This window comes from Corallococcus sp. RDP092CA (genome assembly GCF_041903675.1).
GTDB lineage: Bacteria > Myxococcota > Myxococcia > Myxococcales > Myxococcaceae > Corallococcus.
On sequence record NZ_JAYESI010000037.1, the window covers coordinates 31224 to 46732 of the forward strand.

Here is a 15509-nt window from a genome sequence, read left to right on the forward strand (position 1 = left end):
GGGTCGAACCGGGGGCCTCCGCCGCCTATTTCGGCGCGGCCCACGAGGGAGGCCGGCGCTCCAGGAAGGCGAGCATCCCCTCCTGGGCCTCTTCCGAGGCGAACAGCCGACCAGAGAGCGCGACCATCTCGGCGCCCCCGGCGTCCAGGCGCGCGCGAAGGCCCGCGGCCACCAGCTGCTTGGTCTCGCGCAGGCCCTGCGGAGACGACGCGCGGAAGGTCTCCAGGAGCTGCTCGACGGCGCCGTCCAGCGACGCGTCCGGCACCGCGGAGGTGATGAGCCCGGTGCGCGCGGCCTCGGCCGCGTCGAAGGCCTCCCCCGTGAGGAAGTAGCGGCTCGCGGCCCGGCTGGTCAGGTGCGGCAGCGTGGTGAGGGAGATGACCGCGGGCGTCACGCCGATGCGCGCCTCCGTGAAGGCGAACTTCACGGACTCCGCGACGACCGCCACGTCGCACGCGCCCACGATGCCGATGCCGCCGGCCCGCACCTGCCCGGCGACCTTCGCGACGACAGGCTGGGGCAGCGTGACGATCGCCCGCAGCACGTCGAGCAGCACGGCGGGCGCCTTCGCCGCGCCACCGTCGGTCATCTCCGAGAGATCCGCGCCAGCGCAGAACGCGGGCCCGGTGGCCGCGAGCACGACCGCGCGCACCTCCGGAGTGGAGCCCACGGCGCGCAGCTGCTCCAGCAGCTGCGTGACGAGCGCCCGCGACAGCGCGTTGCGGTTGCGGGGCGAGTCGAGCGTGAGGGTGGCGACGCCACGGGAGACTTCATACCGGACGAGCGGTGCATCACTCATGCTGCCTCCTTCGCTGCTGGGGAGACGACCGCGACGACGTGCCGTGCCGGCACCTGCGCCCCGACCGTGACGTTCACCGCCGTGACCACGCCATCCGTGGGCGCGATGAGGGACGACTCCATCTTCATCGCTTCGAGCACCACCAGCACGTCGCCCCGCTTCACGGTCGCGCCGACCTCGGCGCTCACCCGGATGATGCGGCCATCCATGGGCGCGCGCAGCCGGCCGTCGCTGGCGCGCTCGCGCTCGGAGGGCGGCCGGAAGGAGACATCGCGCAGCTGGCGCGTGACGCCGTCGAGCGTGCACCACAGGGTGCTCCCCGCGCGGCGGTAGCGGACCGCGCGGCGCCGCCCCGCCACCTCGACCTCGGCGCGCTCGGGGGCGAGGGCGCGCAGCGAGAGCGCGACCAGGGTGTCGCCGACGCGGACCTCGTAGGCCTCCGGTGCGACGGGGCGCACGGAAGCGCGGAGCTCCGAAGCGCCGTCGTGCAGGCTGACCGGCACCGGCAGGGCGTAGGAGCTGCTCCAGCCCGTGAGCGTCGCGTCGAAGCCGCCCTTCCGGGCGAGCGCCTGCGCGTCGTCGTGGAAGAGCAACGCTGCCAGGAGGGCCTGCTCCTCCGTCGAAGCCCGCCCGAGCGCTTGCAGCGCCTCCGGGGGCGCGTGCGCGCCGACGAAGCCCGTGTCGTACCGGCCGCGTCGGAACGCCTCGTGCTCGAGGACGTACTGGATGAAGGTGCTGTTCGTCGTGACGCCGAACACCGTCAGCTCCCGCAGCGCCGCGGCCAGCCGCTCGCGCGCCGTCTCGCGGTCCGGCCCATACGCGATGACCTTCGCCTGCATGGAGTCGTAGAACGGCGTGATGTCCTGGCCTGCGCGCACGCCATGGTCCACGCGGACGCCCTCCCCCGCGGGTGGCTCCCACGCGAGGAGCCGGCCCGTCTGCGGCAGGAACCCCCTGGCTGGATCCTCCGCGCACAGGCGCGCCTCCATGGCGTGCCCGCGCCAGGTGATCTCCGGCTGGGTCCGCGGGAGCGGCTCACCGTCGGCGACGCGCATCTGCCACTCGACCAAATCGAGCCCGGTGATGAGCTCCGTCACCGGGTGCTCCACCTGAAGGCGCGTGTTCATCTCCATGAAGAAGAAGTCGCCATCGGGCGCCAGGAGGAACTCGATGGTCCCCGCGCCGCGATACCCGATGGCGCGGATTGCCTGCACCGCCACGGCCCCCATGCGCTCGCGCAGCTCGGGCGTCACGGCCGGGGACGGACTCTCTTCAATCACCTTCTGGTGCCGGCGCTGGACGGAGCAGTCGCGCTCCCCCAGGTGCACCGCGTTCCCGTGCGCGTCCGCGAAGACCTGCACTTCGACATGGCGCGCCCCCTCGATGGCTCGTTCGAGGATCAGCTCGCCGCTGCCGAACGCGTTCGTCGCCTCCGAGCGGGCGGAGCGGATGGCCTCCAGCAGCGCGCCTGGCTCGCGGACCAGGCGCATGCCGCGGCCGCCGCCGCCCGCGGCCGCCTTCACCATGAGGGGGAACCCCACGCGCTGGCCCTCGCGGACCAGGGCCTCATCGTCAAGGGCTTCTCCGGGGCGGGCCGCTTCATAGCCGGGGATGCAGGGCACGTCCGCGGCCTGCATGCGCAGCTTCGCCTGCCGCTTGTTCCCCATCAGCTCGATGGCTTCCGCCGGCGGCCCGACGAACACGAAGCCGGCCGCTTCGCACGCTCGCGCGAAGTCCTCGTTCTCCGACAGGAAGCCGTAGCCGGGATGGATGGCATCCGCGCCGGACGCCTTCGCCGCGGCGAGGACCCGCTCGATGGAGAGATAGGACTCCTTCGCGGGCGGAGGCCCCAGGTGCATGGCCTCATCCGCCAGCCGCACGTGAGGAGCGTCCCGGTCCGCGTCGGAGAAGACCGCGACCGTGCGCAGGCCGAGTCGGCGGCACGTGCGCAGCACGCGCACGGCGATCTCTCCCCGGTTCGCCACCAGCACCTTGTGGATGCGTTTCATGATCCCCTCGCTACAGCCGGGCGACGCCGAAGGAGTTGGGCGCCAGCGTGCGGCGCGAAGCCTCGTCACACGTGGCCAGGAGGAACCCGAGCACCCGCCGCGTGTCCCGGGGGTCGATGACGCCGTCGTCGAACAGCCGCGCGCTGCAATGGAAGGCATCCGACTCACGGTCGAACTGCTCGATGAGCGGCTTCGCCATCCCGTCCAGGAACTCCTGGTCAGGCGGCAGCCCCGCGCGCCGCGCCTTCTCCGTGGCGACGATGGTCAGCACCTTCGCCGCCTGCTCGCCGCCCATCACCGCCGTGCGCGCATTGGGCCAGGCGAAGATGAAGCGCGGGTGGAACGCGCGGCCGCACATGCCGTAGTTGCCCGCGCCAAAGGCTCCCCCCAGGAGGATGGTCAGCTGCGGCACGGTCGCGTTGGCCACCGCCTGAAGCATCTTCGCGCCATGCTTCACGATGCCGCCCTGCTCCGACTGCGTCCCCACCATGTAGCCCGTGGTGTTCTGCAGGTAGACGATGGGCGTGCGCGCCTGGCAGCAGAGCTGGATGAACTGCCCCGCCTTCGTCGCGCCCTTCGCCGTGATGGGCCCGTTGTTGCCGATGATGCCCACCGCCCGGCCCTCGATGCGCGCCCAGCCGCAGACGGTGAGCGCGTCGTACTCGTCCTTGAAGGGCGAGAAGTCCGAGCCGTCCACGAGCCGGGCAATCACCTCGCGGCAGTCGTAGGGCTTGCGGTGGTCCATGGGAACCACGCCGCACAGCTCCTCCACCGCGTAGCGCGGCGGCTCGAAGGCGGGGCGCGCGACCGCCGGCAGGGCATCATTCCACCCCAGCGACGCGACGATCTCCCGCGCGATGCGGATGCCGTCGGCGTCGTCCTCGGCCAGGTGGTCCGAGGTGCCGGCCACGGCGGTGTGCATCTCCGCGCCGCCCAGGTCCTCGTCCGTGGCGACCTCGCCCGTGGCCGCGAGCAGCAGCGGAGGCCCGGCGAGGAACACCTTCGCCTTGCCGCGCACCATCACGACGTGGTCGGAGAGGCCCGGGATGTACGCGCCGCCCGCCGTGCTCGAACCGTGGACGACGGTGACCTGGGGGATGCCCGCCGAGGACAGCTTCGCCTGGTTGTAGAAGGTCTCCCCACCCGGGACGAAGATCTCCTGCTGGTAGAGCAGGTTCGCGCCACCGCTCTCCACGAGCGACACCACGGGCAGCCGGTTCTCCAGCGCGATCTCCTGCGAGCGCAGCGCCTTCTGGACGCCCCAGGGCGTCGCGGTGCCGCCCTTCACGGCGGAGTTGCTCACGAACACCAGGCAGCGCACGCCGGACACGAAGCCGATGCCGATGAGGGTGTTGCCCCCGGCCAGCGAGCCGTCGGTGTCGTCGTGGTGCTTGTAGCCGCAGAGCGTGGAGAGCTCCAGGAACGGCGAGCCCCGGTCGAGCAGCAGCGCCAGCCGTTCACGCGGCAGGAGCTGCCCGCGCTGCTTGAACCTGTCGCGGGCCTGCTGCTCGGTGTCGCGCGACTTCTGCTCGATGGCCCGCAGCTCGGCGACGCGGTCGAGCATCTCCTTGCGCTGCGCGGTGAAGGTGGCGGAGGCCGGTTCGACCTGCGAGACGAGCGTGGGCACGTCACTGCTCCTTCGGGCCGTCGAGGATGGAGGGCGGCGCCGCGAGGTGGAACCCGTCGTAGGGCTTCGAGTTCGAGTGCTCGGACAGCGGGAACGTCTTCGTGTTGCAGGACGCGCCCCCATCGATGCGGATGACCTCGCCGGTGATGAACGCCGCCACGTCGGAGAGGAGGAACACGATGGCGCCGCTCACCTCCGCCTCGGTGGCCAGCCGGTGCAGGGGCACCTGCTTGCGCAGGATGGGGATCATCTCTCGCACGAAGGGGTCCTCGTAGGTGTCCAGGCCGCTGGAGGCCACCCAGCCGGGCGCCACGGCGTTCACGCGGACCCCGGAGGAGGCCCACTCGACGGCGGCCGTCTGCGTCAGGTTGAACATGCCGGCGCGCGCCGCGCCCGAGTGCCCCATCCCTGGCATGCCGTTCCACGCATCCGCGAGCATGTTCACGATGGCGCCACCGTGCTCGCTCATGGACTGGGTGAACACCTCGCGCGCGACCAGGAAGCCGCCGGTGAGGTTCGTGGCGACGACGGCCTCGAAGCCCTTCTTGGAGATCTGCGACAGCGGCGACGGGAACTGCCCGCCGGCGTTGTTCACGAGCCCGTGGATGCGGCCGCGCGCCTGGACGATGGCGGCCACCATGTCACGCACCCCGGACTCGTCGCGGATGTCCACCGAGTGCTGCGTGGACGCGTGGCCTTCCGCGGCCAGCTCCCCGGCGACCTTCGCCAGCTTCTCCGGCTTGCGGCCGACGAGGACGACATGCGCGCCGAGCGACGCGAGCTCATGCGCGGTGCACCGCCCGATGCCGCTGCCGGCGCCGGTGACGATGATGGTTCGACCCGCGAAGGCACCCCTGGCGAAGACTGAACGGTATCCCATCGTGTTGTTCCTCAGCCGCGCGCCTTGCGGGGCAGCGTTCCCATGGCCTTGCTGATGATCCCGAGCATCACCTCGTCGGCGCCGCCGCCGATGGAGCCCAGGCGAAGGTCGCGGTAGGCGCGGGCGGCGGGGTTGTCCCAGGTGAAGCCCATGCCCCCCCAGTACTGGAGGCAGCCATCCACCAGCTCGCGGGCGAGCCGGCCCGACTTGAGCTTGCTCATCGACGCGAGCTTCACGACCTCCGGGTCGTCCTTGTTCTCCACGTACATGGCGACGGTCCGGTAGATGAGCGCCCGGAGCGCCTCCACCTCCGTCTGCAACTCGGCGAGCCGGAAGTGCACGCTCTGGTTGTCGAGGATGGACTGGCCGAAGGCCTTGCGCTGCCGCGTGTACTCGGCCGTCTGCGCGATGAGCCGGTCGAAGGTGACCAGCGTGCTCGCCGCCACGAACAGCCGCTCCTCCTGGAACTGCTGCATCTGCATGGCGAAGCCGCGCCCCTCGTCGCCGATGCGGAAGCGCGTGGGGACGCGCACGCCGTCGAAGAAGAGCTGCGCCGTGTCGGACGCCCACATGCCCAGCTTGCGGATCTTCGACCGGGTGATGCCCGGGCTGTCCATGGGCACGATGATGAGCGACTTGTTCGCGTGCGCGGGCCCGTCACCCGTGTTGGCGAGCAGGCAGATCCAATCCGCCTGCATGCCGTTGGTGATCCACATCTTGCTGCCGTCGATGACGTAGTCGTCGCCGTCCCGGCGCGCCGTGGTCGTGACGCTGGCCACGTCGGAGCCGGCGCCGGGCTCGCTCACCGCGATGGAGCAGACGCGCTCGCCCGCGAGCGTGGGCGCCAGGAACTCCCGCCGCAGGGCGTCGCTGCCGAAGCGGGCGAGCGCGGGCGTCGCCATGTCCGTCACGACGCCGATGGCCATGGGCAGCGCGCCGCAGGTGCAGTGGCCCAGCTCCTCGGCGAAGGCGACGGAGAACGACGCGTCCAGCCCCAGCCCGCCGAACTCCGTGGGCTTGGTGATGCCGAGCAGCCCGAGCTCGCCCAGCTTCTTGAAGACCTCCCGGGCCGGGAAGATCTCCGCGGCCTCCCAGGCGTCGACGTGCGGGTTCAGCTCCTGCTCCACGAACTTGCGGACGGTCTGGCGGATGGCGCGGTGCTCCTGGGTGTGCTGCATGGTCTTCCTCGGTGTGCGAAGGCGCTAGAGAAGGGATTCCGGGACGTCGACGTGGCGCGAGCGCAGCCACTCGCCGAGCGCCTTGGCCTGCGGATCGAATCGGGTGGAGGACGAGACTCCCTCGCCGAGCAGGCCCTCGACGACGAAGTTCAGGGCGCGCAGGTTCGGGAGGACGTGCCGCTGGATCCTGAGCGCCTTCGTCTCCGGGAGCAGCGCGCGCAGCCGCTCCTCCGTGAGGGTGTGCGCGAGCCAGCGCCACGCCTCGTCGGTGCGGACCCAGACGCCGATGTTCGCGTCCCCGCCCTTGTCCCCGCTGCGAGCCAGGGCCACCTGACCGAGCGGCGCACGCCGGGTGACCCCGACAGCCAGCGGCGCGGGCAGCGGCGGCGCGGAGACGGCCTCCAGCGCGCGCGTCTCCTCCGGGGGTTGTACGTCGATGCGCCGACCGTCCCAGAGCACCGCGACGTGCAGCACCCTCCGCGCGTCCACGTAGGCCGGCGTGTAGACGCCGAAGGGCGAGCCGTCGCCGGGCAGCGTGGGCAGGAAGAAGCCGGGGTAGCTGGACAGGGCCAGCTCCACCACCGCGCCGCTGAAGGGACGGCCGACGGCCTTCGCGTCGGCGTCCTTCACGGAGATCCGCAGCGTCGCCGTGGCCTGCTCCTCGCTCGGGGCGTCCGCGTGGTCGGTGCGAGCAAGCGTGTAGAGGACCTCCGCCGGCCGGGGCTTGAGCGTCGCATCGAGCTGCGCCCGGACGAGCGCGGCCTTCTCCTCGATGTCCAGGCCGACGAGCATGAAGTGGGCCTCGTTGCGGAAGCCGCCAAGCCGGTTCAGGCAGACCTTCACGTCCGGAGGAGGCGGCTCGCCGCGCACGCCCGACAGGCGCACCCGGTCAGGGCCAACGTCCTCGACCACGATGGTGTCGAAGCGCGCCGTCGCGTCCGGGCCGGCATAGCGGGCACCGCCAATCTCGTACACGAGCTGGGCCTTCACCGTGTCGACGGTGACGGCGCCGCCGGTGCCCGGGTGCTTGGTGATGATGCTCGAACCGTCGGCGAAGAGCTCCGCGAGCGGGAAGCCGGGCCGGCGCAGGTCGATCTCGCTGAAGCGCGCGAAGTTGCCGCCGGTCGCCTGGGCGCCGCACTCCAGGACGTGGCCCGCGACCATGGCGCCCGCGAGGCGGTCCCAGTCGTCGCGCTTCCAGCCAAAGTGGGAGGCCGCGGGACCGACGACGAGCGAAGCGTCCGTGACGCGCCCGGTGACGACGATGTCCGCGCCCGCGTCGAGGCACGCCGCGATGCCCCAGCCCCCGAGGTACGCGTTCGCCGTGAGCGGCTCGCCGAAGCCGAGCTCGTCCGCGCGGGCGACCAGGTCATCCCCCTCGACGTGCGCGATGTTCACGGCCACCCCGAGCTTCGTGGCCAGCGCGCGCAGGTCCTTCGCGAGCCCCTCCGGGTTGAGGCCCCCTGCGTTCGCGACGATGCGGACCTTGCGCTGCACCGCGAGGCCCAGCGTCTCCTCCAACTGGCGCAGGAACGTCCGCGCGTAGCCGCCCGACGGGTTCTTCAGCCGGTCGCGGCCCAGGATGAGCATGGTCAGCTCCGCCAGGTAGTCGCCGGTGAGGACGTCGAGCGGACCGCCCTCCAGCATCTCCCGGAACGCGGAGAAGCGGTCGCCGTAGAAGCCGGATGCATTGCCGATGCGCAGCGAACGCGCGTCCATCGCACCTCCTCAGCCAGGGAGCGGCGAGTCTGTACCCCACCCTCAAAGAAAGCAATCACGATTGCTTTTTTCTTCCCGCCGGCCCAGTGTGGCCACATGAGCGGCGCGGCGGGCGGTACGACACGGCAGGAGCAGGAGCGCAGCCGGGTGACGCGGCAGAAGCTGATGACGGCCGCCATCGACGTGCTCGTGGAGAAGGGCTGGGCAGGGGCCACCATGGGCGCCATCGCCGAGCGCGCGGGCGTGTCACGTGGCGCCTGCCAGCACCACTTCCCGACGCGCGCGGCCCTGGTGGCGGCCGCGGTGGAGTACGTCTTCCACCAGCAGATCGAGGAGCTGGCGCGGCGCGCGAGCGGCCTGCCGGAGAGCCGGCGGCGCGTCGAGCCGCTGTTGAACCTGCTCCACGACGTCTACGCCGGCCCGCTCTTCACCGCGGCCACGCACCTCTGGGTGGCGGCCGGGGCCGACGCGGAGTTGAAGGCCCTGCTGCTGCCGCTGGAGACGCACGTGGGCCGGGAGGTGCACCGGCTCACCGTCGGGCTGTTGGGGTTGGATGAGCGCGACCGGGATGTCCGCGACGCCGTGCGCGCGACGCTGGACCTGCTGCGCGGCCTGGCGCTGGCGAACCTGCTCCACGACGACACGGCGCGGCGCCGCAAGGTCCTGGCGCACTGGGCGCGGACGCTCGAAGCCCAGCTCACGCCGAAGGACGCGGCGACGGCGGACTGAAGCCCCTCCGCGACGGCAGCGGTGCGACAGCGCTGCGCTGGGAGGAGGACTCCGAGTGACGCATCCCGGGCGTGTGCCCCGGCGTTGCTCGCCCGGTACCGCCCCGCGCTGGGCCCACCTGCCTGGAGCAACTCGGGGGACGCCAGGACGCGCACCGGGGCGTCGCCGCCTCCAGGTCGGTCCCGCACCCGGACAGCCACGCACCGCAGCCCACCGCGAGCACCGCCGTGCTCATGCGCAGGCTCGTCTCCCCTCGGGCCCTGCTTCAGCGCGCGACGATGTCCGCGTCCACCAGGTACGGTGACGCCGCGACAATCGCTTCCGTCGTCCACCCCCGGTTGGCGCCGCGGCCCTTCTCGTCGCAGTCGCCGTCCGTGTGGACGCCCACGAGCTGTCCCTGGCGGTTGAGCACGCCCGCGCCGGAGCTCCCGACGAGGGTGTCCAGGTCCGCGTAGTAGAGCAGCGAGTCGCACGCATCCAGGTACTCACCCTCGGCGATGACCTTGGGCTTTCCGCGCGGGTGCTGGATGATGGCCAGCCGGTCGCCAGGCACGCTGGACAGCAGGACCGGCGTCGCCTGCGGCAGCACGTCCAGTTGGATGAGCGCGTAGTCGGGCTCGAGCGACTGCTCGATGACGGTGCCCTCGGTGATGAGCGGGTCGCCGTCGGGCTGGTCCTCGAAGTTGAAGACGATGAGCGGCCGGTCACCGAGCGCGACGCAGTGTCCCGCCGTCACCACCACGGGGCCCGCGCTCGCTTCAATCAGTGTCCCGGTGCAGCGCCCGTCAATCAGGACGACCGCGTCCTCGGCCGCCTGCGCGACGTCCGCGAACCCACCCTGGTAGCTGTTGATGGGGGTGAAGTCCGCGGTGGGGCCACACTGCGTCTGGCCGCGCACCCGCGGTTGCGGACGCACGCGCGACGCCGCGGCATCCTCACAGACCGCCGGACGAGACTCCTCCGCGGGCACCTCTTCCCTTCCACAGGCCACGAGGCCCAGGAGGAGGAAGGTGCCCGCGAGGATGCGACCCCTCGGGCTCATGAAGGACTCAAGGGGTCGCGACGCCATGGTTCAGTACAGGGCGTTCAGCGCGGTGATGTCGGAGCTGGTGAACTCGCCGGTCTCCGTCGAGCGGAAGCAGGAGTTCATGATGGAGCCGCCCACCGTCGCGGTGCTCGGCGTGCCGCTGATGAGGATGGCGCCCACGCCCGCCGTGCCCTCGTTGCTGGAGGAGCCGCCGCAGCTGATGGCGCGGTTGTAGTAGTCCGAGTGACGGAAGCCGATGGTGTGGCCGAGCTCGTGCGTGATGACGTGCTCGTTCACGTCCACGCTGTAGCTCTGCAGGCTGGTGCCGATGTTGATGGTGCCGTAGGGCTTTCCACCCGACGGGAAGCCCGCGGAGCCGCCCGCGCCGGACATGACCGTCGCGGTGATGTTCGCGTTGCAGCCCGTGGTGGGGCCACGCGCCATCGTGAAGCTCAGGTTGCGCTGGTTGTAGTTCTGGATGGCCAGATCCAGGCCCTGGCTCAGGCGGCTGTAGCTGTTGAACGTGGAGGTCGGGTTGATGCAGATCTTCTTCACGCTCGAGGAGACCAGGTTCGTCGTGCGGTACTGCTCCTGCGTCTCCTTGCTCGCCGGCTGGAGCATCTCGCGCGAGGCCTCCAGGCTCACTTCCGCGTCACGCCCCACGTACACCTTGCCGTCAGCGAACATGATGTCGTCCGCGGGGAACCCGGCCTCGATCAGGTTCGAGACGATCTCCTGGTTCTCCTGCTCAACGTCGTTACCGCAGCCGGACAGCAACGCACCACAGCTCGCCACGACGACTGCCGCCTTCTTGAACATGAGTCGTTCCTCTGGTTCGGGGGAGATCCGCTGCCGCCTGACCTTCCCGTCAGCCGCGGACAGCTTGCCCCGCCACTGAGCAACTGCCGGGCCAGTCGTGCCCCAGAGGGAATAACCCGGTTTTGTTGAATTGCTTGGAGCACCAGCACTCCAGCTTCCAAGAATCTAAGCGTAACAAGTCGTAACGCTCTGGCTTCCAAGTCACTGTTGTGACGAGGTTTTTGCTTGGCGCCCAGCGACCCACTGATTTTCGGACAGGGGTGTCTACGCATCAGTCACCCTCCCCGGGGTCGCATTTACTCCCACAATTCAGGAAATACACGCCGCCCGTGTGAGCACTGGGAATTGAATCCACTCCCGGTATTTCGTGTCCCATGTCCATGCGCCCATCCCTCCCGTTCGCCGCGCTGTTGGGCGCGGCCCTGTCGTTCCTCCCCGGCTGCGAGAGCACGAAGTCCAGCGGCCCCTCCCCTTCCGACACGCGGACCCATGATTCGGCGGCGGTGCAGGCCGCCGAAGGCTGGGCGCGCGCACGCGTGGGCGATGGAGTCCACTACTCCTTCAGCGCGACGCAGGGCCCCGAGCCTCGCGCTGGTGGCACCGCGCGCACGCTCCAGGGCCAGCTGACCCTGGAGGTGGTGGCCGTGCAGCAGCCCTGGGTATGGGTGCGCGTGGCCTTCAGTGATGAGAGCGGCAGGCCGCTGTCAAAGGCGCGGCTGGCGCAGGAGCTGCTCATCCCCGTGCGCTCGAACATGACGCGCCCGCTCGATGTGCCGTATGGGGGCACGGCCACCGCCGAGGTCGCCTCCAAGGCAGGACGGACCTGGGAAGCCGTGCGCTACGTCAGCGACCAGCGCTCCTTCGACGGTCCCCTGCGCACGCGCGTGTACGCCAACACTCCGGGGCCGCTGTACCTCACGCGCGGTCTGATTGAAGCGGGCACGGAGTCCGCGGGCTTCCGCGTCCCAGGCGGCGTCCAGCTGACGCTGCTCGAGGTCCGTGAGGGCTCGACGGAGGCCAACGCCCCCGTGCCCGCGCTGGAGCGACCGCTGGGCCCGGGCGCGTACTACGAGCGCAACGTAGACGTGGGCCCCGCGCCCGGCGTGCAGCGCGTGTGCTTCAGCGCCGAGCGCGGCTACCTCCTGCGCACCGAAGGCCCCGTCGAGGCCAACGCCGCCCCCTGCTCCGACTTCTCGCAGGCCGAGCCGGAGCCCCTGGAGGAGCTGCTGCTGGGGATGCCGTGGGAGGTGCTGGCCGCGGGAGACTGGCCGCCCGCCGCGGCGGCCTCCGGCACGAAGGGCACGTTCAGCGCGGAGGGCCACGACGTGCCGGCCCTGACCGAGCAGAGCCAGGAGAACGTCGAAGGCACCGAGCGCGTCTTCACGCAGACCTACGCGGCCGACCCGTGGGCGCCGGGGCTCGCGGGCCTGCCCTACGAGGCGCGCTTCCAGCCGCTCGCCAACAGCACCGAGCGCGTGGTGGCGGAAGGCCAGCGCGAGTCGGAGGGCGGCACGCGAATCGTGCGTTGGGGTTCGTGGCTCGCGGGCTCGAAGTAACGGCGGTACCGGGAGGACCCGCGCTACGGGGCGGGGGTGTCGCTCCGTGCGCTGTCGTTGCCGCGCACCCACTCGACCTGGAGCACCGCGCCGGCAGGGCGGTGCGTCCATTCCTGGAAGGACGCGCGGAACGCCTCCACGGCCGCGAACAGTGGGCTCGACGGCTGCCAGGTCAACGCCGCCGCATCGCGCGCATCGCGCACCGCCAGCCCGATGAGCAGCGCTCCTCCAGCCTGTGACGGTTGGAGCGGACGCACGGAGAGACGCCGGTCACCTTCCAGCCGGTACACCAGGGCCGTGACATGCCCGAGGATCCACCCCGCGACGATCTCCCGCTCCTCGGCAGAGGCGGCTTCCGCGGACAGCCGCAAGGCGACCGGCGGGAGCTCGCTGGCGGCCAGGGGCTGGAAGAGCGCTGACCAGGCCGAAGCGGTCCCCGAAGCCCGAGCGTGGGCCACGAGCTCGCGGGCCCGGAGCAGCTCCTCGCGGAGGACGCGGGACGTGGACCGGGACACGTTGCGCGCGGTGTTTCGAGCCGGAAGCGCGGGAGCAATGACAGGCAGGAGGTCCCGCTTGCCTTCGGGCCGGTAGCGCGCCGTCTCGGGGGTGAGTGTCACCGGCTGGGGCCACGGCCAGGAAGCGAAGGTGCCGAAGAAGTGCGCGAGCAGCGACGCGTCGGACCGCAGTGCGTCCGGGGTCGCGCGGGTGCAGACCCACGCCGCGAGCAGCGTCCACGACAGCCCACCCAGGTAGCCCAGCGCATGCGAGTAGATGCCTCGGGCTCGCGCCCAGGCCTTCACCGCGCGCAGCAGGGTCCGGAACCGTTCAGCCCGTCCACGGTCACGGGCGACGGCGTCCATCAGGCTCGACGTGTCAGCCCACCCCAGCACGGCGCGGAGGCCTGGAGGGTCGAGCTCAGAGCCATGCCGCTCGAGCAGCGTCCGGGGCTCTTCCAAGGGCACGCCCTCGGGGCGACTCGCATAGGCCAGGTCGAAGCTCACGTCCCCCAGCGACAGCTTCACCAGCGGGATGGCGGCGTCCGCCACGTAGCGAGCCGTGCCCGGTGCAAGCTCCTGGAGGAGCGCCCGAGCGAAGTCGTCGCGAGACAGGCTCGCCGGTCCGATGGCGACCGCGTCCACGTCACTGCCCGCGCCATCCGTGCCCAGGAGATAGGAGCCATACGGAAGCAGCGTGGCGCCAATCCGTTCGCAGTGCGCGCGCAGCTGCTCCACGGCCGCGGTCCGGGCGGCGTGGCCCTCGCATGCCTCGGCGGCGCCGATGGAGGCCAGCACTTCGCGCAGCGGCGTGTCCTCCTGTTCCGGCGCGGCACGAACCGGCTGCGCGAGGGGAATGCGGCGGATGACCTCGAAGGGTGTGTCGCCCTTCCTCCGGATGAGGCACAGCTCGCCCACGCGGAACTTCAGCGGTCGCCAGCCCCGCTGCCAATCAGCGAGCGTGCGGGGGATGTCCGAGGAGCGCGGGAGCTGCCCCACGGAGAGGTGGGGCGTGAAGCCGCCGTGCGCGGAGGAGGCGCATTCAGGCAGGGCCGCCACGAGCTTCGCGTGCAGGGCCGCCAGCGCACCGGGAGGCTGCTCATCGGGGCGGAGCCACGCTGTCGCGTTGGCGCGGTGCTCGAAGTGCTCGAACGAGGAGAGCGTCACCTCGAAGGGCACGACCCCCTGGAGGGCATCCGCGAGGATGGCTTCCGCCGTCTCGAAGTCCTCTTCCGGAACGAAGGGATACAGCAGCGTGAGGTGAGGCATCCACCGCTGGAACTTCGCGTCGTGTTCCTTTCGCAATGCCTGGATGGGTCCCCAGACGTCCTCTGGAGGAATCAGCACCAGGGCCGTGTGATGGACCAGCTCCGTGACGGTTCGCGCGGCGAGCCCCACGGGGGACTCAGCGGATTCGCGGCGCAGGACACAGCGCAGCCCGAAGTGATCCGAGACGAAGAGCGGCTGCCCCGTGGGCGCGGGCGGTCCCTCGAGGGGGGCTTCAGCCAAGAGTTCCACGGACTCTGGAGCGAGCCGACCTGAGGGAGACGCCACCAGCACGCGGTCCAACCGCTGGAGCCGCCCCGAGACGGTGTTGAGCGCCGCCAGGGTGTTCAACCGGGGGTTGAACGTCTCCCCCGCCTCCGAGGGCCGCAGGCTGGACCAGACATCCACGAAGCCCGCGCGCGCGAAGGACTCCGCTTCCGGCGCACCGTCGCCGAAGTTGAAGTCACCGGCCACCACCAGATCCGGAGCTTCGGTCTCATTGGAGGAACCGAGTACGCGAGCCCATTCCAGGAGGGCTTCGACCTGAATGGCGCGCGCGGAGGCTCCGGACGCGTCCCGGTCGCTCGTCAGGTGCGGAGTCGCCACCCACAGCGTGCCCCCCGCGACGCGAAGCTCCGCGGTGATGACGCGCTTGTCCCGGGAGAAGACGCGCTGCCACACGGAGGCGAGCGGCACGCGTGACAGGAGCACCTGGCCATAGGGTGTCACGGTCTGCGCGCCGGGACCGTCCGACAGCCAGCAGTGCTCGCGCACCCAGGGTTCGGCGAGCAGGGCCCGGAGGAACGACGGAGTGACTTCCTGGAGGGCGATGACATCCGCGTTCGTCCCGCGAAGCAGCGCGAGCGCCGCCGGGGTCCTGCGCTCGGTCGCCAGCAACTCCGCGTCGTACAGGTCGAAGAGGACGTTGAAGGTGACGACGGTGAGCGCGGCCGTGGCGGGAAGCGAGGAGCCCGGCTCAAGGGATGCCTGGGCCCACGCGCCCGAGTGTGCGTCGAACTTCCATGCGGGCCATGGGGTGAAGCCCGGCACCGCGACGGGCGGGGGCTGCCCGGCCTCCACCGCGGGCCGGGCATTGCCGAGGAGGTCGATGCGCGCCTTGCGGTCCCACACCACCTGGGTCCCGCGCTTGAAGTACCAGACGCGGTGCCACGGAATCTCGCCATCGGGGACGAACGCCTCGAAGGGCATCTCCTCCATCGCGCCACGGTGCGCGTCGTAGCCGACGACGAACTCGCGGGCGTCGATCCGCGAGTCCCACCGGATGCGGTGATACACCTCGCGGCTGGTCGTGAAACGTTCGTGGGACATGGCGGGGCTCGGGGCGAAGAGTACAGGAAGGCACGCCGGACCAGCCGCGCACGCGTCGCGTTGACGAGAGGATCTGG

Annotated in this window: 11 protein-coding genes; 2 read left to right on the forward strand and 9 right to left on the reverse strand. The window is 71.1% G+C overall.

What is annotated here, in order from left to right; translation table 11 throughout:
- Positions 1–25: 25 nt before the first annotated feature.
- The 6 genes from U8525_RS29430 to U8525_RS29455 are packed head-to-tail and all read right to left on the reverse strand — an operon-like array spanning position 26 to position 8212.
- Positions 26–799 (reverse strand): enoyl-CoA hydratase family protein, encoded by a 774-nt coding sequence (locus U8525_RS29430; protein WP_374270034.1) that lies wholly within the window; start codon positions 797–799, stop codon positions 26–28.
- Positions 796–2808 (reverse strand): acetyl-CoA carboxylase biotin carboxylase subunit, encoded by a 2013-nt coding sequence (locus U8525_RS29435; protein WP_374270035.1) that lies wholly within the window; start codon positions 2806–2808, stop codon positions 796–798. The genes U8525_RS29430 and U8525_RS29435 overlap by 4 nt, the downstream gene beginning before the upstream one ends.
- Before the next feature lie 10 nt (positions 2809–2818).
- Positions 2819–4435 carry an acyl-CoA carboxylase subunit beta gene (locus U8525_RS29440; RefSeq protein WP_374270036.1) on the reverse strand — a complete coding sequence of 539 codons (1617 nt, stop codon included), beginning with the start codon at positions 4433–4435 and terminating at the stop codon, positions 2819–2821.
- Between the two features lies 1 nt (position 4436).
- The gene (locus tag U8525_RS29445) at positions 4437–5315 is read right to left on the reverse strand and encodes an SDR family oxidoreductase (protein WP_374270037.1); all 879 of its coding nucleotides are present in this window, start codon (positions 5313–5315) and stop codon (positions 4437–4439) included.
- 11 nt (positions 5316–5326) lie between these two features.
- Positions 5327–6493: an acyl-CoA dehydrogenase family protein gene (locus U8525_RS29450; RefSeq protein WP_374270038.1), complete on the reverse strand. Its 1167-nt coding sequence runs from the start codon at positions 6491–6493 to the stop codon at positions 5327–5329.
- A 24-nt stretch (positions 6494–6517) separates the two neighbouring features.
- Positions 6518–8212, reverse strand: a complete 1695-nt coding sequence (locus tag U8525_RS29455; RefSeq protein WP_374270039.1) for an acyclic terpene utilization AtuA family protein — start codon at positions 8210–8212, stop codon at positions 6518–6520.
- A gap of 96 nt (positions 8213–8308) precedes the next feature.
- Here U8525_RS29455 and U8525_RS29460 point away from each other — a divergent pair, with 96 nt between their 5' ends.
- Entirely contained in the window at positions 8309–8941 is a 633-nt protein-coding gene (locus U8525_RS29460) for a TetR/AcrR family transcriptional regulator (protein WP_374270040.1), read from the forward strand.
- Between the two features lie 265 nt (positions 8942–9206).
- On the opposite strand, the gene U8525_RS29465 is transcribed toward U8525_RS29460, so the two are convergent.
- Complete coding sequence (locus U8525_RS29465) at positions 9207–10010, reverse strand: serine protease (protein WP_374270041.1); 804 nt, start codon at positions 10008–10010, stop codon at positions 9207–9209.
- Positions 10011–10013: 3 nt separating this feature from the next.
- Positions 10014–10787, reverse strand: coding sequence for a zinc-dependent metalloprotease (locus U8525_RS29470; RefSeq protein ID WP_374270042.1), 774 nt, complete (start codon positions 10785–10787; stop codon positions 10014–10016).
- Between the two features lie 380 nt (positions 10788–11167).
- Here U8525_RS29470 and U8525_RS29475 point away from each other — a divergent pair, with 380 nt between their 5' ends.
- Positions 11168–12343, forward strand: coding sequence for a DUF6068 family protein (locus U8525_RS29475; RefSeq protein WP_374270043.1), 1176 nt, complete (start codon positions 11168–11170; stop codon positions 12341–12343).
- Positions 12344–12366: 23 nt separating this feature from the next.
- Here the strand turns inward: U8525_RS29475 and U8525_RS29480 are convergent, their stop codons facing one another.
- On the reverse strand, positions 12367–15432 hold the full coding sequence (locus tag U8525_RS29480) for a poly(A) polymerase (RefSeq protein WP_374270044.1): 3066 nt from the start codon (positions 15430–15432) through the stop codon (positions 12367–12369).
- Positions 15433–15509: the final 77 nt, after the last annotated feature.

What these genes read in the sequence shown, in the direction of transcription:
- U8525_RS29465 (WP_374270041.1), bottom strand. Translation starts at nt 10,010, where the DNA reads ATGGCGTCGCGACCCCTTGAGTCCTTCATGAGCCCGAGGGGTCGCATC.
- U8525_RS29435 (WP_374270035.1), bottom strand. Translation starts at nt 2,808, where the DNA reads ATGAAACGCATCCACAAGGTGCTGGTGGCGAACCGGGGAGAGATCGCC.
- U8525_RS29450 (WP_374270038.1), bottom strand. Translation starts at nt 6,493, where the DNA reads ATGCAGCACACCCAGGAGCACCGCGCCATCCGCCAGACCGTCCGCAAG.
- U8525_RS29475 (WP_374270043.1), top strand. Translation starts at nt 11,168, where the DNA reads ATGCGCCCATCCCTCCCGTTCGCCGCGCTGTTGGGCGCGGCCCTGTCG.
- U8525_RS29455 (WP_374270039.1), bottom strand. Translation starts at nt 8,212, where the DNA reads ATGGACGCGCGTTCGCTGCGCATCGGCAATGCATCCGGCTTCTACGGC.
- U8525_RS29470 (WP_374270042.1), bottom strand. Translation starts at nt 10,787, where the DNA reads ATGTTCAAGAAGGCGGCAGTCGTCGTGGCGAGCTGTGGTGCGTTGCTG.
- U8525_RS29445 (WP_374270037.1), bottom strand. Translation starts at nt 5,315, where the DNA reads ATGGGATACCGTTCAGTCTTCGCCAGGGGTGCCTTCGCGGGTCGAACC.
- U8525_RS29460 (WP_374270040.1), top strand. Translation starts at nt 8,309, where the DNA reads ATGAGCGGCGCGGCGGGCGGTACGACACGGCAGGAGCAGGAGCGCAGC.
- U8525_RS29430 (WP_374270034.1), bottom strand. Translation starts at nt 799, where the DNA reads ATGAGTGATGCACCGCTCGTCCGGTATGAAGTCTCCCGTGGCGTCGCC.
- U8525_RS29480 (WP_374270044.1), bottom strand. Translation starts at nt 15,432, where the DNA reads ATGTCCCACGAACGTTTCACGACCAGCCGCGAGGTGTATCACCGCATC.